The sequence below is a fragment of the Opitutia bacterium ISCC 52 genome (assembly GCA_014529675.2).
GTDB lineage: Bacteria > Verrucomicrobiota > Verrucomicrobiia > Opitutales > UBA2995 > UBA2995.
Window position 1 is genome coordinate 2,902,600 of the sequence record CP076040.1, and the last position, 23,181, is coordinate 2,925,780.

Genomic DNA, 23,181 nt, shown 5'->3' on the forward strand with positions numbered 1-23,181 from the left:
ACCACTTGCCTTCACTACCCTTCAGAAAACCGATTTATTGTTTCTGCCTATTATGGTTGGGAGCCGTTTTACTTATTGAATCAACTGCGTGGTCGTCTGAACCAACGCTTGATTTCAACCAGGACATTCGCCCTATCCTCTCCGATAAGTGTTATCGCTGTCACGGTCCCGATGCCAACAATCAAGAATCGGACTTTCGATTAAACTCACGAGAAGAAGCTGTCGCTGATTTAGGGGGCTACGCTGGCATCGTTCCCGGAGACGCAGAAACCAGTGAAATTCACTTTCGCATCTGGGAGGATGTGGTCGATGAGGAACGCATGCCCCCTCCCGATTCACGGCTAAGCCTGGCAGACGAAGAGAAACGCATTCTCGATCAGTGGATCAACGAAGGGGCTCACTACGACCAACATTGGTCCTTTAAGCCTATTGAAAAACCGAAGTCGCCACATCTCGGTAAAACGAATCAGTTATGGGCTACTAATGATATCGATCATTTCATTGCGGCTCGACTTGATCAGGAAGAGTTAACCCCCTCAAAAAGGGCCTCGAAAGAAACCCTCATCCGCAGAGTGACCCTGGACCTCACAGGACTTCCTCCAACAACCGAAGAGGTAGATCAGTTTCTGAAAGATAAGAGTCCGAATGCCTTTGAGAAGGTAGTCGACCGACTACTCGCATCGCCTCGCTACGGTGAGCGTATGGCTCTGGTCTGGTTGGACGCTTCGCGTTATGCAGATTCCGGTGGCTATCAGAATGATATACTGAGAAGCCAATGGCCGTGGCGCGACTGGGTCATCCAAGCTTACAATGAGAACATGCCCTTCGATCAATTCACGATCGAACAACTGGCTGGGGATATGTTGCCCAATCCGACCAAAGACCAAATACTTGCCACGGCGTTTAACCGAAATCACAGGATCAACAACGAAGGCGGCATCGTCCCCGAAGAGTTTCTCGTCGAATATGTAGCTGACCGGGTTGAAACCACATCGACGGTATGGCTCGGCCTCACCATGGGCTGTGCGCGCTGTCACGACCACAAATACGATCCGCTTAGCCAAGAGGACTTCTTCGAGCTCTTCGCTTTTTTCAATAACATAGACGAAAATGGCAAAGATGGGAATATCGCGCCCCGCCCCAACATGACCGTCTATACAACCGGCAGGGAAGAGGAGCACAAAGCACTTCAAAGCGATCTCGAATTTTCAAATCAGAAACTAAACTCTCTTCCTAAAGACCGAGCAGACTTCTTCTCTGCATGGATTGAAAAACAGGAGGTAGCCAGTGGAAGCCTCATCGCTCAATTGGTCAAATTACCAACACCATCCCACCACTACCCCTTAGACACCATCGACGAGGCGACTACGCCCAATGTCCACAACCCAAAGACCAAAGGGCAACTAAGTGGTCGTGGTGCCAGAAACCGCCCTACCCTGGTTGAAGAAACGACTTACGATCGCGGCCTCCAATTTGGAACGACCAATTACGTTTGGGTTAAAGATCCCTATGAAGGTGGATTCCAATCCGATGTTCCGCAGTCATGGATGGTCCAACTAACCACTCCTAAAATCTTTTCTGGTTCAGAAGGCCCTATCCTGGCATTAGTAGAAGATGGAACAGAAAAAGGTTACCGACTGATCTTGGAGGCGACCGGACTGAAAGCCAATTTCCGCGTATCCTTTAGGCTGATACTCGACAGTAATCAGGATCTTGGCATTGAGGTCGTATCTGATCCTATCATCATCCCAGGCTCTACCATAAGGTTAGGCGTCACATGGGATGGTAGTGGCAAGGGATCGGGCATCCGACTCTACGTGAATGGAGAAGCAGTAGTTACAAATGTAATACAAGAAAATCTACCGAATCACTATGAGACACCCCAGATCCTTTTAATCGGAGCCAGAGCAGAGCAGGACGCAAAAGACGGTCTGCGTGATGCGACCCTCAATAGAGGTATCATCGATGATGTGCAAATTTACCCTGTCCAACTCAGCGAAGCTGAGATGGGATTCATTTCAAAAACAAATCCCAGAAGCCAATTACTGGCCCAAAACAGCAACGCTTCGAAAGCCGTACTCCAAGCGGCTTGGCTAAAAGAAGATCCAGAAGGCCAGCGCCTTAGAAATCAAATTGCAAAGCAGGAAAGAGCCCTGGCTACTTTTGAAAAGACTCACGTAGCAGCCGTTAGCATCATGGAAGAAATGCCGGAGCCACGAGACACTTACCTACTCGATCGCGGCGCCTACGATCATCCCAACGAGGATAGAAAACTATTTCCTGCTACACCAGATGTGTTGCCCTCAATGGATACGTCCCTACCGAGGAACCGGCTCGGGCTCGCTCAGTGGATAATCGATCCAAATAATCCGCTAACGGCCCGGGTAACCGTAAACCGCTATTGGCAAACTTACTTTGGCACCGGGTTGGTAAAAACACCGGAGGACTTTGGATCACAGGGAGAATCACCCAGTCATCCAGGACTTCTGGACTATTTGGCAGCCACCTTCATTGCAAGCGGTTGGGATGTGAAAGCCATGCAGAAGCTCATCGTCATGAGTTCTACCTATCAACAATCTTCCCATGTCACTCCTGATTTAATCGAAATCGATCCCGACAATCGATTGCTTGCCCGAGGCCCACGATTCCGCCTCAACGGACAATTCTTAAGAGACCAAGCACTGGCAGTATCCGGCCTTTTGGCTCCGCAAATAGGTGGCCCACCCGTCATGCCCTATCAACCCGAAGGCCTTTGGGACGAAGTAAGCGCGAAGGGTTATAAATACATCGTGGGCGAAGGAGATGACCTGTACCGAAGGAGTCTATACACCTTCTGGCGAAGAACGGTCCCTCCTCCATCGATGATGAATTTCGATAACTCCGCCCGTGAAATTTGTTCGGTCAAATCGAATCGCACCAACACTCCCCTTCAGGCGCTTAACCTATTGAATGATCCGCAGTTCGTGGAAGCAGCTCGTGGACTGGCAGAACGCATGATCAAAGACGGAGGAGAGACGGTTGAACATCAAATCACATTCGGACACCGTTTACTGCTTGCCAGACCCCCTGACGAAGAGGTGCTCAGCATACTCACTCGGGGCCACGAGGATTACTTAACTACTTTCCAAGCACACCCAGAACGAGCCAACAAACTCGCAAACGTCGGAGCCTCAGGGTTTGATATCTCCATCGACCCTGTTCAATTGGCTGCGATGACTACTATCGCGAATATCCTACTGAACTTGGATGAAACCCTGACGAAAGAGTAAGCATCATGGATCCCATTTTAGAAGCACAACTCCGCATGAACCGGCGTCATTTCTTTAGCAAGACGGCGACTGGCCTCGGATCCATGGCATTGGGCAGCCTGCTCAATCCTAGCCTGTTTGCCTCTGATCCCGCACAACAGTTTCCCAACTTCACACCCAAAGCCAAACGGGTCATCTATCTCTTTCAATCCGGCGCTCCTTCTCAGATGGATCTCTTCGATTGGAAACCGGAGATGCGAAAGATGTACGATACGGACTTGCCAGACTCGATTCGGCAAGGTCAACGGCTGACAGGAATGACGGTTGGCCAAAAGCGCTTCCCAGTGGCACCCACCATTTTCGATTTTAAACAACACGGCCAGAGCGGAGCTTGGGTAAGTGAATTAATGCCCAAAGTGGCGAGGATTGCCGACAAGTTGTGTTTCATCAAATCCATGCACACGGAAGCGATCAACCACGACCCTGCCATCACCTTTTTCCAAACAGGTTCCCAGATTGCAGGTCGTCCCAGTATCGGTGCGTGGCTTTCCTATGGTCTGGGTAGTATGAATAAAGACCTTCCGAATTTTGTATCCATGATATCCACCGGTACCGGCCGTCCCGGAGGCCAACCGCTCTATGACAGGCTCTGGGGTAGTGGATTTCTCCCTACAACTCACCAAGGTGTAAAATTTCGCGGCATTGGTGACCCCGTATTGTATTTAAAAAATCCTCAAGGGATCGACCATAGCACCCGTCGACGTATGCTCGATGACCTCAACGCGATTAATCAGCGCAAGTATGAAGAAGCTGGCGATCCCGAGATTGCTACTCGGATTTCCCAATACGAATTGGCTTACCGTATGCAAACATCCATCCCGAACCTCACGGACACTTCGGATGAACCGGATTCTACTTTCGAAGCCTATGGACCTGAGTCGCGCAAGCGTGGCACCTACGCCAGCAATTGCATCATGGCTCGTCGCTTGATCGAACGCGATGTCCGCTTCGTGCAACTGTTCCACATGGGTTGGGATCAGCATAAAACGCTGCCTAATCAAATTAAAGGCCAGTGCTACGATACAGACCAGGCCACCGCAGCACTCATCGAAGATCTCGAACAACGTGGTTTATTGGAGGACACGCTCATTGTATGGGGAGGCGAATTTGGTCGAACCATCTATAGCCAAGGCACTTTAACAGAAACGAACTATGGTCGCGATCACCACCCTCGGTGTTTTACTATTTTCCTAACGGGGGCTGGCATCAAACCCGGCATGACTTATGGCGCAACGGATGAGTATTGCTACAACATCACCGAGGATCCCGTTCATGTTCACGACCTGCACGCGACCATCCTGCACATATTGGGAATCGATCATAAGCGCCTCACCTACAAATTCCAGGGACGCCACTACCGATTGACCGACGTGCATGGCAAGTTGGTTAAGGGGATTTTGGCGTAGTTAGAAAAACCGCAGATGCACGCAGATAGACACAAATTTGTCTATTGAGAGTAACGACTGAGGTGGTAGGGCTATTGCTTCTAGCAATGCCGCACGCTCTTGTTCGAAACGGCATAGCGAGGACGCTATTGCCCTACCCTTTTGGATATGCAGCCGCGGTCGAAAGACCGTGGAAATTCCGTCTAGGGATATGTCTTCAGCACGCGATTCATTTCCTTCAGCAGCAATGGATAAAACGGTTCTCCAGGAGCGTGACCGTAGCCCTGAAGTTCGAGCAGTCCCACGTCGGGATGACCCACTTCAAGCATCATGCGATACATGTAGGCATTCTCTTCCCATCGCGCGATCATCTCCATCGCCCTATCACCGGTTACAAACAAGATCGGCGGACCGTCGTTTCGTATATGAGAGATGGGAGCCAAGTCATCGACTAGGACTTGGTGTTTTCCGATGCCTCGCTCTTCTCGAATGGTGAAATGCGTAAACATCTGGCCGGCTAACGGGATAAGGCCTGCAATCCGATCAGCATCAATATCATGAGCCGCAAGCCACCGCTTATCCAAACCTACCATGGCTGTCAGGTAGCCACCAGCTGAGCTTCCGGAAATAAAGATCTTATCGGGATCACCTCCTAAAGATTCGATATGCTGAAAAACCCAGGCAACGGAGGCCGCTGTATCTTCCAGGTAGGCTGGAGCCTTGGCTTTTGGAAACAATCGGTAGTTGACGGCAGCGACCGCAATGCCCTGGTTTTTCAAGCGGTCGGCGATTTTCTTGTTTCCGTTTTTTAATCCTCCGCCATGAAACCAAACGACGGTCGCGTAATCCTTTTTATTTTTGGGATAATATAGATCGAGCTTACAACGTTCTTGAAGATAAGCGTCCGAATGAGAATCGGTGTAGTAAGACACATTCTCTTTAAGCGCGTAGGAGTCGTCCTTAGCGAATGTAGATAGAGCCGAGATACTAAGGGTGATAAGGCAGAGGTAGAAGATTCGGAGCATTCTCAGGGTAGTGGTTGGATTAGACGTTTTTAAATATAGAAGAAGACAGAGATCCTTAGGCAATCGGGAAGTACACATTCGTTATGAGCTCATTTTCCGGAGTCGTTTCAGGATTGTTCGCATAAGTCTCGAAGGGGTGAATCTTCTTACTTTGCTTAAAGACCTTGGCACGAGCGTGCATCATGGCACTTGACCAGGCATTGCCAAGATGACGATAAGGTCCTGTGTGAGTGACCTCATAGGCTTCGCAAGCAGGGAACTCACCCGCAACAAATCCTTCAGGCAAAGATTCCGGCGCAGACTCCACAGCCAAACCCGTCGTATACACCACCATACCTTTAATCGGATCCCACTTGTGGTAGATTGAAAATATAGAATCGGGATTCACCTCCTGTCCCTGGAAATAGTTTTTCAATTTTCCAAAATCATCCGCCATGGCTGGACCCACCGCTTCCATCGTGGTGGTCGTTTTTATCCCGACATAAGGAAAGCGTTCGAATGATTCATTTCCGTTAAACGCTAACTTGGAGGGGACTTCACCGGTTTCTAAATAATCTTTGAGCATCTTCAATCCACGCTCGTAATCCATCCCCACAAATACCCCCATCATCTTGGTCAAGAAGAAGAGAAAGAAGGGCATTGATCCTTCCATCGTCCAAGTGAGTTTGGTTCCACTTCCCTCAGGTTCAAAAAGAAAGCTGACCGGAGAGATAGCCTTCCAGGGTTTTAAGAAAGTGAGCGTGTAGTAAATGGCCTGGTTTTCTTCGGCGCCCTCAATGAGCATTTTACCAGAGCCGATAATATCTCCTTCCCAAGAGTTTTGCATGCCATCGGGAGATACGCTTCCCTTGGATTCGGGCTCGGCGATCACCCAGGGTGACCAAACAGGCCCTTGAGTAAAATCTCGAACAACCGAGAACGCTTTTTCCAAAGGAACATCGACGACAATTGACTTCTCAGCATTGAACTTAGGCATGATACCCCAGGAGGGTTGAATCAGTGGTTTCTTCCAGGATTTTGACAGACTTTATTGCGTCATCTCCGGGCGATCAACCTCAACTTGCACATATCCATCTGGTTTATCCGGCTTGATTTGTTCAACTGGAACATAGTTCTCAGGATCAAAGAGAGGCCAATCATCGGTTCGAAATGGTGATGCCGGTATTCCCTCCTCATTATAGAGCAAATTACGTCGAGATGGATTGTCAGCCCAGGCATAGCGCACGGCTTTGGGTTCAGAGATACCCTTTCCGGACACCACGATGCTTTCACCGACAATCTTGGCATTAGCCAAAACGAAAACTTGATCGTCCCCTGCGATGGCAAAGCTATCCAATTCCCCTTCCCTGCTCGACCGGAGTCCACTTCCTACTGAGTCGAACTGTAGAATCATTTTATTACCCTTAACTTTGTGGGATACATAACGTGGACCTGAATCGACAAAATCCTGATCATAAGTACCTTTTAACGCGAGGTAGGCCATACGAATGCCAATGGGCTTCTTGTCTTGAGGGTGCAATAAGACCGCATCACCGGTATCGATGGCAACCGCAGTGCCTGTATTAGGAACCGTATTCGCAACCAAGCGCATTGATTCACGATTAACCGCCCAAGCCGCATGAGGCTCTACCGGTTCTGTTTGCTCCGGTAACCAGGCAGGAAGTTGTACAAAATAGAACGGGAAATCGTCGGACACATTTCCACCGGACAGCTCATGCCATGAGGATCGGTAGTAGTTAATCATCATGGGCAGCTGATTCACGTAGTTAGCCGCTTGAGCAACGTCCTTTGCATTTCGTTCGCCCTGATACCATATAGCACCGCGGATTCCATAGGGGCGTACGGGATGAATCATGCCATTGAAAATGTTGCCTGGATATTGGTGACCCCAATTACTCGGTGTCCGTAACTTCGGTTCGCCTCGACGTTTGCCGTCTTTCCACAATTGAGTGGCGCGCTCCAATTGTTTTTGTGCAGCTACCAGATCGTACTTCGCCGATTCGGCATCCATTTCCTCAATATCCGCAAGCGTCCTGGGATCTTCCATTTGTATGTCGCGAGGCGTCCAACCTTCAATGGGTGTTCCAGCGTAAGGTTGCAATACGACACCGATGGGAATACCCAACTCTTGATGAAGCTTCTTGGCGAAATAGAAGGTAACTGCGGAACAAGTTCCGGCCGACTCCGGGTTGCAGACTTTCCACTCTGCCTTCACATCCGTTTGTGGCTCGTGACTGTGAGAACGTTCAGAACGAAAAATGCGGATACCAGGATAATCAGCCGTCTTCGCTTCTTCCTGCCCACCAATGGTAGCCGTTAATCGCCAACCCATATTGGATTGTCCAGCACACAGCCAGACTTCACCCACCAAAACATTGGTGAACGCAATACGATTTCGACCTTCCACCGTAACTTGGTAAGGCCCCCCATAGGATGGCGTTCTCAAAAAAACTTTCCAAGCTCCGTCGCTTCCTGCGGCTGTCGAAGCCTGCTCTCCCCAACTACCAGATACCGTTACTTTCTCCCCCGACTCGGCCCATCCCCAGATCGGAGCACCCGTCTTTTGCTGAAGTATCATGTTGTCGTCAAATATGGCAGGCATGGACACGTCTGCCTGGATGATTGAAGAACAGACTACCAGAAGGAGCGTGAAAGCAGAAAATGTGGAAGATTTCATATCAACAGTCTCGACAAATACAGCTGAAGGGTACGAAACGGCGCTTTCGGCGAGATCGCCCTACCTTAGCCAGCGATAAAGAGAAATCCATTTGGTCTCCAGTCATTCCCCGACTCCATGTCTTTTGAAGTGCTCTACAAACCACGCATTCACAGGACCGTCCCCAACCGAAGTATGGTAAGCAGCTTCGGACTTGGGAAGCTGCTTGCGAAACGCAGCAATCACATTTCGATGCGCTTCACTGGTAGCCAGATTGTGCCACTCATTGCGATCGGTCTTGTGATCATATAATTCCTCAGTCCCATCATCGTATCGAATATATCGGTACTGTTCCGAACGTAGGGAATGATTCCCCAGAGCATAAGTTGTCAGAATGGAGTGCCGCCAATCCGAATCTGGATTCTCGAGTAATGGAACGAGGCTCTTACCCGCGTTCGCAGAACGTTCAGGCAAACCACAGAGTTCGATCAAAGTAGGATACAGATCGATTAACCCGGTTGGTTTTGAAGATTGCTGCGCTTTAGTCGAATCCAGCGTAATGATCATCATAGGAACACGAGTCGCTTCTTCCCAAAGACTATGCTTGGACACCCGAGACTTTTCACCGAGGTGATAACCGTGGTCGCTAAACAAAACGATGATGGTGTCATCGGCATGGGACGAAGCTTCCAGGGCATTCAGCACCTTCCCCACTTGAGCATCTACGAAACTCGTGCAGGCCAGATAGGCTTGAGTGCAACGCCTCAGCTCATCGCTATCGTTTTCACGCAGCCAGTCGAGTTGAGGATACCTGGGTAATTCATGTATCCGGCTTCCGGTCTCAGGAACATCATTTAAGTCGTAATCGCGAACCTCTGTAAGCACAACTTCATCCAAGGGATGCATATCAAACCATTCCTGAGGTGCGTAGAAAGGCACGTGTGGACGGTGAAATCCAACAGCCATAAAGAAGGGTTTGTCGTGCTTCTTCTTCAACTGATCAACCGCCCATTCGGCGGTCTCAAAATCGGGCATCTCTTCATTCCTCTCAGGAAATACTCCCCAGTCAGTTTGAGTTCCGGTAAAAGGCAGCGAGTAATCGGGGCGGTGATGAAAGCGAACGTCGTTGGGTGGCTTGGGTCCTTTAGGCTTCGGACCCGAATTGCCAGAAGAACCAGCAACCTGGACAGCATCCTTTAAATCATAACCATGGGTGATCTTCCCTACCCCCAGTGTTTTGTAACCATGCTTGGCAAAATACTGAGGCATCAAGTGGCCATCAAAAAAATGGGAATCTGAACTTAAGCCCGGTTTGCCCCGCGGTTGATTGTACAAGCCAGTCTGGTGAGGATACAGCCCGGAGAGAAATGATCCACGAGAAGGCCCACAAATGGGCGCCTGACAATGCGCGTTGGTGAACAAGGTACCTCGCGAAGCCAAGGAATCCATATGAGGGGTCTTGGCTTGCGGATGGCCATCCATGCTTCCGATCCAGTCATTGAGATCGTCAATGACGATGAACAAGACGTTAGGTTTGTCCGTTTGCCCGAAGAGAGCTGTTGAACAAAACAGACAGCTCACCAGGAGCATGATTGGGGCAAATGCTCGTACCATAAGGCAGCTTGATTGAAATTTGGGCAGCTTAATTAGCCATGGATTGCGCTTTCAGGAATTCCATCACACGAACGTCATAAGCCTTGTAGCGCCCCATCCAATCAGCAGTTAGGTCTTTGGGGTTGATAGGCCAAATAGCAGCCGATTTCTCAAAGACACCTTCGTCGTAAGGATAATCTTCTTGTACGTGATCCAGAGCATTGATCGCCTGCAAACGAGCCATCACGTTCGAATCGTTTAAAAGGACTTCGTTTAACACAGGACGTGGATCAGCTTCTCCAAGTCGGGCAAGGTGCTCGGCAGCTGCTATACGAATCGCCGCGATAGGACTGTGAGTTAACTCTTTAATCTGCCTGGTAGCCCGAGCGGCATTTTTTCCTAGAATCATGCAATTCACCAGCGCCCAGTATTGAACGACTGGATTGGACGACTTCAGCAGTGATTGCAGTTTAGGCAGCGCATTCCGCCCTTCAATTAACAGGGCATCAGCCGCGTCCATGATTTCTGCAAGCGGATATTGAACATCGTCATGACCTATGGCGTAGGGTGTCTTTCCTGATCCTCTACTCCATTCGATCAATAAGGCCTCGGGAATAAATCCGGTATCCCGAATCTTCATCATGTGGTCGCGATTAGCCTTCCGAAAACGCTCCAGGGTTTTGCGGTGCTTGGGATCCTTCGCTAAATTATTTACTTCATCCGGATCATTTTGGAGATCGAATAGCTCTTCCATAGGGGCAGGCAAGAAGAAGGCGCTTTGGGCTGCTGTCGCTTCACCAGATCTAAACAAGTCTTCAACTTCACCCGTCGCAGGATTGTCCCACAGATAGTTCACATGCTGCCCCGTTGGTAGATAGGCGAGGTAGTTGCGGATGTAATTAAACCGACCGTCTGTAACACCACGCTTGAAATCAATTCGCTCATCGGCACGAGCACGAAAGGTATGACCAAACTCCAGAGGCCGAGTTCGTTTCTCACCAAGGAACGGACGTCCATGCATATGATCCGGAATATCTGCTCCAGCTAGACTCAGCAGGGTTGCCGCAAAATCGACAAAACCAACCACTTCCTTTGTTTCTGTTCCTGGTTTGTGGGGTGAAAGATGAGCCCATTTTTCAGGAAAGCGAATGACCAAGGGAACATTGGTTCCACTATTGTAGATAAAACGCTTAGACCGTGGCATGACTCCACCGTGATCCGAATAATAAAATACGATGGTGTCATCAGCCAAACCAGCATCCTCAAGCTCTTGCAAGCGTTCACCGAAAAAGGTATCCATGAGAGAGATACAGTGGTAGTAAGTAGCAATACGATTTCGGGTTGTTTCTGAGTCAACCAGATAGGCAGGCACTCGCACGTCCGCTGGGTCCGCTCCTAAAGGGTGAGTTTTTCGTGAAGGGTGCAAGTTACTCTCGTGAGTGATGTTCGTATTAAAGATGGCAAAGAAAGGCTTTCCTTCAGGTCGATTTTTCCAATGGGCCTTGTTGCTGCTCTCATCCCAACCATCGATGGCATGGTCCACATTGTAATCGGTTTTGCTATTATTGGTGGTGTAGTAGCCAGCCTCCTTCAAATAATTAGGATAGCCTTTCACAAAGGAAGGAAGCGGAGCCTCACTTCGCATATGCTCGGCACCCAACGCAGGCGGATACATGCCGGTAAGAAGCGTAGTGCGCGCTGGAGCACAGACCGCAGCCGTAGAAAAGGCATTACGATAAAGAACTCCGTCCTGAGCCATCGCGTCGATATTGGGCGTTTTGGCTAACTTGTCTCCATACGCGCCGATATAGGGGCTGTTGTCTTCGCTGGTGATCCAGAGAATATTGGGTTTATCAGCGGCCTGAAGACCAAGAGAAACCACAATAAGTGTAAGTAGTATACGTGTAATAACTGAATTTATCATAAGAGTAGTCCTCGGTTGTAAGCGGCGATCTCCGAAAGGTCACCAAAAAGTTTAGGAAACTTTTGAGAAGAACCAGCGAAATCATCCACGGTGTCTCCACCGTGGCTACAATGTAGCGATGGTCGTGAGACCATCGAATTTCGAGGCAAAGCAGGGATGCTCTTAACCTACCCTTAAGCCAAATCCAGCCCGGTCATCGTGCCTGTGGAAGAGGCAAACTGATCTGCTTCAATGCCCATGCTCTGCAGCATACTGACAAATAAGTTGGGCAATGGATAATTCCTATCCCGATCAAAGGCCAGATGTTGCCCATGCTTAAAACCGCCACCCGCAATCAATACCGGCATATTGTTGGTGGTGTGCTTGTTGGCGTCTCCAAAGTTACTGCCAAACAGAATCATGGTATTGTCTAACATATCAGTATTGCCTTCGGTCGAGGACTTTAAATCCCCTAACAACTGAGCCAATAACTTCATCTGGGCATGATCGATCGCTTTTAGCTGATTCAGCTTTCTCTCACTCTTCCCGTGATGAGATAGATTGTGGTAACCGTCTGAAATATCTACGCCCCTTACATTAATCGTCGGGGAATTATTACTATCCAATAACAAGGTAACGCTTCGTGACGAATCCGTTTCAAAGGCCAAACGTGCCATCTGGTACATCAGGGCTGTTTTGTCCATATAATCACTGGGCGAGTTTGGATCGAGGGGCATTTCGACTGGAGCCGAGGGCTTCGCTTTGAGTTCCCACTCACTACCCTTCTCCATGCGTTTCTCGACGTCCCTGATGGCCGGCTGAACCTGTAACCAGGATCCTCATCAGGAAATGCTCAGCACATACTTCCCAAACTGGGGAGAAACTTTCATCTGAGCAATCGCCTCATTACCTTCTTCAAGAGGATAAGTCGCATCGACCACCGGCTTGATCGCTTGCTGATTCACGAAATCCAACATGGCTTCGAAATCGGCTGGTGACCCCATCGTCGAACCCTGCAGACAGAGTTGCTTCCAGAAGACCTTCCGCATTTCGAGGATATCAGGTGGACCCAGGGTCGCTCCAAAATTCACAATACGCCCTCCCATCTCAACCAAATCAATCAAGGTATCATAGATGGGGCCGGCGGCACTATCGACAATGATGCTGGGTGCACCTGCAGCTTCCAAAAACTGGGCCGGCCACTCGTCATTCGTATAAAGAAACCCGCCTTGAGCTCCCATCCTAATGGCTCGATCGATTTTACTTTGAGAAGATGAAGTCACCCAGACCTTGGCCTTTGCAGCTACGGAAAATTGCAGTAGAAAGGTTGCGACTCCCCCTCCTACTCCGGTGATTAACATGGTTTCACCTGCCTCAAGGTTGCCTTGTGAAAAAAGCGCACGATAGGCGGTGAGACCGGCCAGAGGCAATGCCGCTGCTTCGTGCCAATCCAAATGATCCGGCTTGGCGTGGAGTTGAGAAACAGGAATTTTAATTTCCGTGGCGAAGGTCCCATCTAAGGGGAGTCCCAGAATAGAAAACTCATCTCCAAATGCGGCCTGGCGATTCCCCCAATCAAGGCTCGGGTTGAGAATAACTTCTTTACCCAGCCAAGTTTCATCCACGCCTTCACCTACTTGAGCAACGACGCCTGCCCCATCCGAACCCAGGATCACTCCGGATTTAATCCCCGGATACATGCCTTGAGTAATCCAAAAATCGCGACGGTTGAGAGCCGCTGATTTGAGCTTGATGACCGCCTCTCCTGGGCCCGCTTCCAAATCGGCTCGTTCCTGTAGTTCCAGAGGTTTATGTGGTTCGTTGATGACAAGTGCTTTCATAAATGTAATTTCTTAATCAAGCCATACACAGTGTAAGCAAGTATATGCCAGAACTTATTATTCACATCCTAATTCAACATGCCGTTCGTAAATATAAAAATCACCAACGAAGGAGTTACTCCCGAGAAAAAAGAACAACTCATTTCCGGAGCCACTCAACTACTTGTTGATGTTCTGGGTAAGAATCCAAAGACCACTGTGGTCATCATCGATGAGGTCGAAACAGATAACTGGGGTCTGGGCGGCGAGTCGGTATCCACTCGGCGAAAACGAGGGGAGTAATTCGCTCGGTTCTAAGCGTCAGGCTCGGCTTCCGGCTCTTTCTGAAGTTCGGGCACTACAATTCCCAATTTACGGGCCCGCTCTTCCCACCGCTTACGAGCCAGATCACGCATGTCTTCAGTTTCATCGGATTCATCCGTAATTTCTAAGCCCAGCAGTGTCTCGATCAAATCTTCGCTAGTAACCAGCCCCGACATACCGCCATACTCATCTACGACCAAAGCCATATGCTCTTTATGAGAAAACAGGCTGTTGAAGAGATTGGAAAGCGATTCGTCCTCATGAATTAATCGAATGGGACGTTTGATATCAGAAAGCAGAGTGTCATGCTTATCGAAAGCCACTTGCTCCAAGACCTTTTGCTTCAACACATAACCAGTAATATGCTCTGCATCCTCAGAATGAACGGGTATGCGGGAAAACCGCGATAGAGAATCCTGCTTTACAGCTTCACCACAAGCCATGGATTCAGGCAATTTGCTCACGACCGTACGGGGGGTCATGATATCATCGACTTGAATTCTTCGAAATCGAATTAAGTTACGAATGATCTTACTCTCGCGTTCAGCAATGACACCTTCACTGTGACCGAGCTGAGCCATCGCCACCACTTCGTCACGGCTTATTTGCCCCTCGTGAGGACCTCTGGGAGACAACAGTTTCGTAAGCTTCTCTGAGATAAGGACTAATGGATAAAGGGCTACAATGATAAACTTGCAGGTATAGGCGGTGAATGCAGCCAACTGCTTCCAGTAAAGGGCCCCAAGCGTTTTGGGAATAATTTCTGAGAAAAACAGAATCAGCAATGTTAGCACCGCGGAGATGACTCCAAAATATCCTTCGCCAAAAACCGAAGCTGCTTGAGCGCCCACACCGGCAGCACCGACCGTGTGAGCAATCGTATTGAGAGAAAGGATACCTGCCAAGGGACGGTCGATATTCTCTTTTAAGGAAGCAAGTATGACACCTGTTTTGGTGCCCTTGCCCTCGGTATCCTTTACGAAAGAAGGCGACATGGACAAAAGACTGGCCTCGAGAATCGAACACAAAAAGGACACACCGAGAGCCAGAATAAGGTAAAGGATGAGCAAAGTCATGGAATATGGAAAGATGTTCGCCTCGTTCCACTCACCGATTCAAGAGAAATCGGGCTTTCTTAGGAGACATCAGTAATCTCGACAGATGAAGTAGATTGAGCCATAGAATAAAACATACCCTATGAAACAAAATTCATTCTTTCGCTCCTGTATCTCGGTTTTCTCGCTGATCTGCGTCTCCTCCATCATGGTTCAGGCAGAGGTAACTTTTGAGAAGACAGAAGATCAATTGACTTATTTCGCATCCGAAAAACCCATATTGAGCTATCAAATCAATACGGTACAACCCCCGGAGGGCATGAATAAGATCTACGCACGCAGCGGTTTTATTCACCCACTCTATTCACCTTCTGGCAAAGTGCTGACCGATCCCTTCCCGATCGGACATGTGCATCAGCATGCGGTCTTTTCAGCGTGGACGCGAGCTACTTTCAAACACGAAGTAGTCGATTTCTGGAATCAACACCAGGGTCGAGGAACGGCCAAGCACGTAAAACTCGGATCCGTGAAATCCGACTCCTTCGAAGCGGCACTCCAACAAGTGAGCCGCAAGGGAGGACCTGCCATTGATGAAGAATGGGAAGTCAAAATAGAAGAATCAGACGATGCGTACTTCATCGACATTGAGATTGAACAAAGCTGCGCCACTGAAAATGAAGTGTATTTCCATCCCCATCATTACGGAGGATTTGGTTTTAGGGGAAGTGCCCATTGGAGCGAAGAAGACGAAGCTCACTATGAGGGCCGAATGAAAGTCCTAACCGGAGATGGACTCACAAGCATAGAAGAAAGCAATCACACGACTCCTCGATGGGTCGCGGTCTATGGAAACATTGATGGAGAGATGGCTGGGTTTGTGGTGATGGACCATGTGTCAAATTTTCGCCACCCACAACCGGTTCGCGTGCACCCAAGGATGCCGTATTTTGTATTCACGCCGGTCTACAAAGGATCTTTTATTCTCAAGCCCGGGTTTAGCTATGAAGCAAAATACCGAATAGTGACCTTCGATGGTGAGCCGGATGCGGAAACCATTGAGGATTGGTATAAGGCGTATACGGTAAAGAAGTAGAGTCATTTGCTTGCAAATCGGCCTTAAAAGAAGCCCTGGAACGATGAAAGGCGTCGATGCAAGCATCGAGCCCTACCTTTTAGCCTTCGTTGAAATATATGCGGAGGTTTTTAGTCGAGCGACCGCAGGCCACGATATCCAAACGACCATCACCATCGAGGTCTCCTAGCTTTAAGTCTTCACAAGCCATTCCATCAGGATCGATATCGATAGATTCCCAATTGTTACCTTCCTCATCTTGTGGTATAAATAGTTTGATGCCAAAGTGGTCGGGATTTTGGCGGTTACCGCGCCATCCGGCCACGATTTGATCCGAGCCGACTCCGAGCACGTCTCCACAAGCGATCGCGTGACCTTCGATCATTCCATCAAAAATGGGATTCCGAAGCCCCATACGGGTAAGACCACCAGGAGGCGGAGGCGTATAGCTCACTAAATTTTGCCCATGCATGGGTTCCACAGTCGCGATAAATAATCCACCGCCAGGCAGTTTCCCGTGACGAACTTCTCCTGCCCCAAGAAAGCCAACGTCACCTTCGTCGTTACCGATTATTTTCTGGCTGTTTAGTGCCCCATTACTCTGTCGAAATAAAAGCACCCCTTCCGCTCCAGCTATTAAAATCGATTCATGCCCATTCGCTGAAGGCCTGAAGGCCACCAAGTCCAGGTTGTGCGTTTTATGCATGGAATCGTCGATCACAGTTTGCTCCCACTCATCACGTGGATTGGATGGCATCTTATAAGCAATGGCTTTTACTCCGGCGCCCTCTCCTCCTTTATTTCCCCGGCCATGGAGAGGAAGAACCAACAGCTCATACTCGCCTGAGCTTGTCTGAAACCAGCGCATCCGGTGAATGGTCGGCTCATGTGGTAATTGGACGGGCGTCCATCCCTGAGTCCTATCCTCAGGTGGGATTAAGTAATGAACACTTCCGCTCTTGGCTTCATCGGAAGTCTCCCCCGGATTCCATTGAGCCCCGACGGCGACCTCGGCTTTGCCGTCTCCATCAATGTCGCGCGCATCGATACAAACATGGTCACGATCGGTCAGATTCTCGACCATGATGTGTTTTTGCCAGGAAGGGTTCTCATACCAGGCAAACTGATTCTTGTCGGCCAAGACAATATCGAGTTTGGCATCGCCATTCATATCGGCCAAGACGACACCGTATCCAATTTCCAGCCCGTCATCGATTTCAACCGTGCGAAACTCGGGGATGTTTGCAGCGGCAAGGACTGAAGAGACCCAAAGGAATAATAATAGAAAGAAGCTATTTTTCACGCAACTAGCGCTATCCGTTAGTGGATTAAGTGGCAACTGGTTTTCGAAGTGGCTTAACGATTGATGGGAGCCAGGTTCCCATTGAACAGCTGTTGGTAGGTTCGATTCGTCGTCTTCCCCACCTTCTCAATGTCAAATTGGTTTTTCCTCACATGATCGGGGCCCTTATTGTAACAAGCTGCCAAAAGTGGATAGGAAAAGCGCTTTTTCCGCTCTAAATAGTCTTTGCACCAACCCAGATAAGCCGTGCCGACCTCTATATTCACCTGCCAATCCCAAACAATGTCGTAGGGTTGGTTCGACATATCTCCCCAAGTTCCAGAGCTTACCTGCATAATCCCGTTGCCGCCCGTGTTTCTGGCCCGAGGGCGAAACGAGCTTTCAGCAAAAACAATCGCAAATACAAATTCTGGCTCCAGGTCATAAACAGCAGCCTCTTGCCGGACTTTCTTCCAGACGAGCTCGGCAGGCACCGTGTAATTGCGATAGAAAAACCGGTCAATGGTTACAAGCAGTGCAAGAAGAATCATGAATCCAAGTATTGAATACAAGATTCTCTCAAAACGTGTACCGGTATAGAGAGGTTTAGTCACGCGACAACCCAAGCAGGCTCAATCCATCAGGGCAATTGGAACTTTTTTCTCAAATAAAAAAGTTCACTCTACTCAAAGTTCAGGTCGTCTAAAATGCCTGGAGTGATGGATCGCTCCTAACCTCACCCAAGCCGTCCGATGGATTGTTGGGTAACTCAATTCTTCGACTGCAAACAAGCAGTTTATCGAGAAGATAAATCGAGCCCCAAAAGCTCCTGAAACAGTCCCGGCAATGGAGACTCAGCCAGAAACTCATGTTGACGATTCTGCCAATCCCAAGTAATTCGAATGGAACTGGCGTGAAGAAATAAGCGCTGACTACCCATGGCCTTTTGAACTCGACGATTGAATGAAAAATCGCCGTATGTGCTATCGCCTACAATTGGTAGCTGGCGCTTGGCACTCTGCACCCGAAGCTGGTGAGTCCGTCCCGTTCTCGGATGGAGTCGAAGCAGACTGAGTTTTGGGAAGCTCTTCTTTAACTGCAAAATTTTCACGTGAGTCTCCGCCGGGGATCCACGACTGTTATTGGCATCCATACGCAGATTGCTTCCGACCCGACGCTTCCTCAGTAGATCTTTCCAGTGGGTATCGTTCTCCCTAGCCAGCCCCATGACGACCGCATGATAGCTCTTCGATACCCTTCGCTTTGAAAACTGACTTTTCAGCTCGCGAGACAAATTTGGGTTAATGCAGCCGAGAATCACACCCGAGGTCGCTGAGTCCAACCGATGGAGTAAATAAAAACGATGGGATTTATCCCCGACTTTCCACATGTAACGCTCTCGGTCTTTGCTCCAAGATGCGTTTAACAGACTTTTGCGCCGATCAGCCTCCACGTTAGGATGGGACAATATACGGGTTGGTTTTTCCAAGGCCACTAATCCTTCGGCGTGTATAGCGAGTACTTTGACGCCCTTGCCAAGTGGAATTTCCGGAATGATGTCAGAAGAATTAACGGACATTCCAGTGATGGATAGCTCCCATTAGTAAAACAGGAAATTAACGATGATTCGTTCTGGATCTTCCAAGGTACTGCGCATCTCAGCAGTCCAATCCCCAAAGGGCGCCCGATTATTGATGGCCGCAGCGCAGATGACCTGGGCCTGTAAGGTCGAGGAGGCGGATACAATTTCCCAGTCCTCGATTTCACCATATTCGTTGATTAGAAATGCGATTGAAACCCTAGACCGTTTTTCAGCAAGGCGTTGCTTGTTCAGCAGATTGTGCCACTCGATTTCAATGGTTTCAAACATGCGCTCCAGATAATCGCCATATTCACTGAACTCAGCTGAATACTGAGCCATTTGAGCAATCCTCGAAACTCCGGCCATGTGGTTTTTCAAAGGCCCGGTATTAGCATAACGAACTCTAGGTTGAGGCAACCGCTGTGGGCGATCTTCTGGACTTGGCTCCGGTGATGGATCAACTGGTGGAGTTAATGGCCGTTGATCCTGGACCACTCCATCGTCAATTCGAGTGCGGTCCTCCAAAGCATCATCTTCACTTTCCACGACTTCATCTGCCTCCTCATCTTCTGGGAGATCTGGAATTTCTGGTAATGACCGAGGACTATCCTCATCCAAGGCTTCATCTTCCAGGGCTACCGGTGCCCGCGCCTGGCGTTCATCCAACTGATCCTGACCGATAGGGTTGTTTATTCGAATTTGCGGAAGACTAGGCGTTTGTTGCTGCTGAGCTTGGGTATTGCTAGCTTGAACTGGCGGAATGTAGGGCGAAGGAGGCACCTGCACAGGCTGCCCTTGTACCAGGTTGTTAAATTCCTCTGATTCTCCCTCAATAAAAGGCGTATCTTCATTCAACTCTTCACGTAGCTCTGTATTTTTCGCCTGCGCATCTTGGGAGGCAAAATTCTCCGTCTCATCAGGAGCATTCGGAATGTCATCTTTGTTGATTGGAACGTACTGTTGCATGACTTCCGGTTCCTCCTCGGCGAGGATGATATCAAACTCCTGCCAAGTCTGGGGCTCAACGTCCGAAGCCATGATCATAAGCGTCTCCGGAATAAAAAGATACAATAATCCGTGAGCTGCGATGGAACCAACAACGGCCCACAAAATGGGACGCCACCTAATGCGTTCATCTCTGGTGAACTCGTTTTGTATAGAACTGTGGGGACTATCGGGCAATGGATCTATTATTAAAGCATCTGTTTCTTGAGCCTATCCCCGTTTTATGGCGAATGAAAAATAAGGATATGGATACAAATAATCACCGATTCCTATGGACGGCAAAAATCCCAAGCGGTTCCTGTGATTTGACGAATAAGGATCTTGTTTTTAAGGGGCGAATAAGTAAAAACCGATCTTATGTTAGTTCACTCTGTATTTTTCACACTCAAAGAGGGTCTACCCGACGACCAAAAGTCGGCCTTCGTTGAACAAGTCAAAACACTCGGCTCCATCGATACGGTGAAGTCGATCCATGTAGGAAGTCCGGCCGCGACCCCCGATCGCCCAGTCATTCAAAAGAACTACGATGTCGGACTGACTGTAATTTTCGACTCGATCGAAGAACACGACGTTTACCAGGATGCCCAAGCCCATCTGGATTTTATAGAAAATAACAAGGATCTCTGGGAAAACGTCGTTATTTACGACGTGGACTAGACAAATGGGCTGCTCAGAAAGTGCTTGAAAAGAGGGTTAAATACCTCATATACAGCACCCTACTAAAACCCCCGGTGATGTAAAACACGTCATCCTGAGTCCAAGTTTAGACTCAGCAGCTTAAGGTTTTGAAGCGGACTGAAAAGTCCGCTTTATTTTTTGTACAATCATCAAAAATGACCCAAACGCTAGTAATTCTGCTCGTAACGCAAATTTTTGCGATGATGAGCCCGGGGCCAGATATGCTCCTCATCATCCGCAATACTTTGGGTACTGCTGGGAAACAAACAGCCTTTTTCACCATTCTAGGAATAGCGGCAGGATTAACGGTCCATATCTCCGTATCCATAGCAGGATTGGCAATTGTACTATCACAAAGCGACCTCCTCTACTCCATTGTTCGCTACTTGGGTGCAGCTTACCTGGCCTATATCGGGTTGAAATCGCTGTTGAACCGATCTCAATTTAAAATCCAAAGTGGAGAGAATACAGATCTGGAAAAGTCCAATTCAGAAGCATTTCGGGAGGGGTTTTTCACAAATCTCCTAAACCCAAAGGTCACACTCTACATTCTGAGCTTATTCACTCAGTTGATAGCTCCTGCCAGCCCCATTTGGCAAAAGCTTATCTATGGATCCGTTCTTGTAATAGAAGCGATGGCGGTCTGGCTTATATTTTCAGCCATCATTGGCATCCCAATCATTCGGAGGCTCACTCAAGAATGGGCGCTATGGATTGACCGACTATTCGGCCTGATGCTGATCGCTATCGCCTTGTCCGTCGTCTTGGTAAAGTGATTTCGTTTTTCCCATCACCGTCTGAATCGCTCGACTCAATTCCTCAACGCGGAAAGGTTTTTCCACCACACCACTGAAGCCATAGGATTCAAAATTAGACATAATGGGATCCGTAGAGTATCCACTGCTTACAATACCACAGACGTTGGGATCAATTTTAAGTAGCTCCTTAATCGCGTCTTTTCCACCCATGTGACCGGGGATCGTTAAATCCATAATGACCACATCGAATTCTCGTTCGGTGCCCATAGCTTCTTTATAAACCGCAATAGCATCCTCACCCTTGGTCGTACCAGTAACGGTGTATCCAAGACGTTCCAAAATCAATTTCGCAACTTCACGGATAGCGGAATCGTCATCCATCAGCAAAATTTTCCCATTTCCATGCATTACTTCAGTCACTTGTTTTTCTTCTTTTTCAACAGTCTTATGCGTAGCCGGGATGTAAATAGAAAAACGCGTTCCATAACCCAGCTTCGAGTTCACCTCTACATGGCCGAAGTGGCGTTTTACGATAGAGTATGAAGTTGTGAGACCTAAGCCTGTCCCGAAAGACTTGGTCGAAAAGAAAGGATCAAAAATTTTAGAGATATTCTCTTCGGGGACACCCATTCCGGTATCCTGAAGATCGATACAGATATATTTACCTGGCGCAAGCGGCAAGGGAGAATCATTTTCGAGGTCAATCTGGAGAAGGGAAACATTATAACTCCCACCATCCGGCATAGCTTGAACCGCATTAATCGAGAGGTTTTGAATCACCTGATTCATTTGACTCGGATCCGCTTCAACAAAGAGACCATCATCCCCAACCGTGAAATTCGCTTCAACATTAGAACCGGTCAAAGACAACCTCACCGAGCGTTCTACGAGCTCCTGCAGATCAACTACCTTCTTAATCGGAGCCCCATGATATCAATATGACTGATTTAAGTTCAAATAGGTGAGTTGATAGAGGATTAGAACCCAGGCTCTATTGGGCTGAAACAATTACTTTGAATCCCCGCCACTTTATCACATATTTTACTCCCTTCCGAAACCAAACCCTCTGCACGACTATTTATGCCTGTTCACGTCATCGATCATCCGCTAGCAAAAGTACTCATCTCTCAATTGAGAAATGTAGATTCCGAAGGAGAAGCCTTTCGTCTAGCTGCACGGAAAATAACCCAATTACTTCTTATAGAAGCGACTCGCAATTTGCCATTGGCTACCGGGAGGGTCTCTACCCCACTGGAAGAAACGGAAGCTTACACCTGGGCCAAAGAGTTAACGATTGTTCCTATCATAAGAGCGGGAATTTCTATGGCCGAACCAGCCTTAGACTTATTCCCTTCTGCGGTAGTCGGGTTCGTAGGCCTTGAACGTGACGAAGCAACCGCTGTCGCAAGAAGTTACTACTCCAAAGTGCCTCCACTAGCAGGCAGAAAGACGATGATAGTTGATCCTATGCTGGCAACAGGAGGATCCACTCTCCAGGCAATTGAAAGTTGTAAGGAGAACCAAGCAGATGACCTATGTGTGGTAACCATCATATCCAGCCCAGAGGGCGTCGAAGCGATCCAAAGCCAGCACCCAGAAATCCAACTCTATACAGCTACAGTGGACAGGGAACTCAATGACAAGAAGTACATTCTTCCCGGCTTAGGGGATTTCGGGGATCGCCTTTACAATACTTAATGGAGCTACGAGTAATAAAATTTCCAATACAGCACAC

At 48.6% G+C, this 23,181-nt stretch carries 20 protein-coding genes; 7 read left to right on the forward strand and 13 right to left on the reverse strand.

All coding sequences use genetic code 11. From position 1 onward, the window contains the following. The first annotated feature begins 5 nt into the window (after window positions 1-5). Complete coding sequence (locus tag GA003_12370; GenBank protein QXD26826.1) at window positions 6-3,269, forward strand: DUF1553 domain-containing protein; 3,264 nt, start codon at window positions 6-8, stop codon at window positions 3,267-3,269. A gap of 5 nt (window positions 3,270-3,274) precedes the next feature. After that, complete coding sequence (locus GA003_12375) at window positions 3,275-4,714, forward strand: DUF1501 domain-containing protein (protein ID QXD26827.1); 1,440 nt, start codon at window positions 3,275-3,277, stop codon at window positions 4,712-4,714. 182 nt (window positions 4,715-4,896) lie between these two features. On the opposite strand, the gene GA003_12380 is transcribed toward GA003_12375, so the two are convergent. From GA003_12380 to GA003_12410, 7 genes are all read right to left on the reverse strand, one after another. Beyond that, window positions 4,897-5,718, reverse strand: a complete 822-nt coding sequence (locus GA003_12380; protein ID QXD26828.1) for an alpha/beta hydrolase — start codon at window positions 5,716-5,718, stop codon at window positions 4,897-4,899. Window positions 5,719-5,773: 55 nt separating this feature from the next. Beyond that, window positions 5,774-6,694: an SRPBCC family protein gene (locus GA003_12385; protein ID QXD26829.1), complete on the reverse strand. Its 921-nt coding sequence runs from the start codon at window positions 6,692-6,694 to the stop codon at window positions 5,774-5,776. Window positions 6,695-6,745: 51 nt separating this feature from the next. Further along, entirely contained in the window at window positions 6,746-8,395 is a 1,650-nt protein-coding gene (locus GA003_12390) for a sialate O-acetylesterase (protein ID QXD26830.1), read from the reverse strand. Between the two features lie 102 nt (window positions 8,396-8,497). After that, the gene (locus GA003_12395) at window positions 8,498-9,988 is read right to left on the reverse strand and encodes a sulfatase (protein QXD26831.1); all 1,491 of its coding nucleotides are present in this window, start codon (window positions 9,986-9,988) and stop codon (window positions 8,498-8,500) included. A gap of 28 nt (window positions 9,989-10,016) precedes the next feature. Then, window positions 10,017-11,891: a sulfatase gene (locus GA003_12400; protein ID QXD26832.1), complete on the reverse strand. Its 1,875-nt coding sequence runs from the start codon at window positions 11,889-11,891 to the stop codon at window positions 10,017-10,019. A gap of 173 nt (window positions 11,892-12,064) precedes the next feature. Next, window positions 12,065-12,661, reverse strand: coding sequence for a DUF1552 domain-containing protein (locus GA003_12405; protein ID QXD26833.1), 597 nt, complete (start codon window positions 12,659-12,661; stop codon window positions 12,065-12,067). 51 nt (window positions 12,662-12,712) lie between these two features. After that, window positions 12,713-13,711 (reverse strand): zinc-binding dehydrogenase, encoded by a 999-nt coding sequence (locus GA003_12410; GenBank protein ID QXD26834.1) that lies wholly within the window; start codon window positions 13,709-13,711, stop codon window positions 12,713-12,715. Window positions 13,712-13,789: 78 nt separating this feature from the next. On the opposite strand from GA003_12410, the gene GA003_12415 reads away from it, so the two are divergent. Continuing rightward, complete coding sequence (locus tag GA003_12415) at window positions 13,790-13,993, forward strand: 4-oxalocrotonate tautomerase family protein (protein ID QXD26835.1); 204 nt, start codon at window positions 13,790-13,792, stop codon at window positions 13,991-13,993. A gap of 11 nt (window positions 13,994-14,004) precedes the next feature. On the opposite strand, the gene GA003_12420 is transcribed toward GA003_12415, so the two are convergent. After that, a complete protein-coding gene (locus GA003_12420) occupies window positions 14,005-15,090 on the reverse strand; it encodes a DUF21 domain-containing protein (protein ID QXD26836.1) in 1,086 nt (361 codons plus the stop codon). Between the two features lie 121 nt (window positions 15,091-15,211). Between GA003_12420 and GA003_12425 the strand changes: the two genes are divergently transcribed. After that, on the forward strand, window positions 15,212-16,162 hold the full coding sequence (locus GA003_12425) for a PmoA family protein (protein ID QXD26837.1): 951 nt from the start codon (window positions 15,212-15,214) through the stop codon (window positions 16,160-16,162). Between the two features lie 79 nt (window positions 16,163-16,241). Here GA003_12425 and GA003_12430 read toward each other — a convergent pair whose 3' ends face one another. The 4 genes from GA003_12430 to GA003_12445 form a co-directional block, all read right to left on the reverse strand. Next, entirely contained in the window at window positions 16,242-17,480 is a 1,239-nt protein-coding gene (locus GA003_12430) for a VCBS repeat-containing protein (protein QXD26838.1), read from the reverse strand. A gap of 17 nt (window positions 17,481-17,497) precedes the next feature. After that, window positions 17,498-18,037 (reverse strand): transglycosylase SLT domain-containing protein, encoded by a 540-nt coding sequence (locus GA003_12435; GenBank protein ID QXD26839.1) that lies wholly within the window; start codon window positions 18,035-18,037, stop codon window positions 17,498-17,500. 182 nt (window positions 18,038-18,219) lie between these two features. Beyond that, on the reverse strand, window positions 18,220-19,002 hold the full coding sequence (locus GA003_12440) for an RluA family pseudouridine synthase (protein ID QXD26840.1): 783 nt from the start codon (window positions 19,000-19,002) through the stop codon (window positions 18,220-18,222). 21 nt (window positions 19,003-19,023) lie between these two features. Further along, on the reverse strand, window positions 19,024-20,187 hold the full coding sequence (locus GA003_12445) for a hypothetical protein (GenBank protein QXD26841.1): 1,164 nt from the start codon (window positions 20,185-20,187) through the stop codon (window positions 19,024-19,026). Between the two features lie 180 nt (window positions 20,188-20,367). Between GA003_12445 and GA003_12450 the strand changes: the two genes are divergently transcribed. Both GA003_12450 and GA003_12455 read left to right on the forward strand, forming a co-directional pair. After that, a complete protein-coding gene (locus tag GA003_12450; GenBank protein QXD26842.1) occupies window positions 20,368-20,667 on the forward strand; it encodes a Dabb family protein in 300 nt (99 codons plus the stop codon). A gap of 176 nt (window positions 20,668-20,843) precedes the next feature. Beyond that, complete coding sequence (locus GA003_12455; protein QXD26843.1) at window positions 20,844-21,464, forward strand: LysE family translocator; 621 nt, start codon at window positions 20,844-20,846, stop codon at window positions 21,462-21,464. On the opposite strand, the gene GA003_12460 is transcribed toward GA003_12455, so the two are convergent. Continuing rightward, window positions 21,411-22,310 carry a response regulator gene (locus GA003_12460; GenBank protein ID QXD26844.1) on the reverse strand — a complete coding sequence of 300 codons (900 nt, stop codon included), beginning with the start codon at window positions 22,308-22,310 and terminating at the stop codon, window positions 21,411-21,413. The two genes, GA003_12455 and GA003_12460, sit on opposite strands and share 54 nt — an antisense overlap. A 216-nt stretch (window positions 22,311-22,526) precedes the next feature. Here GA003_12460 and upp point away from each other — a divergent pair, with 216 nt between their 5' ends. Then, window positions 22,527-23,144 carry a uracil phosphoribosyltransferase gene (gene upp, locus GA003_12465; GenBank protein QXD26845.1) on the forward strand — a complete coding sequence of 206 codons (618 nt, stop codon included), beginning with the start codon at window positions 22,527-22,529 and terminating at the stop codon, window positions 23,142-23,144. The last annotated feature ends 37 nt before the right edge of the window (window positions 23,145-23,181 follow it).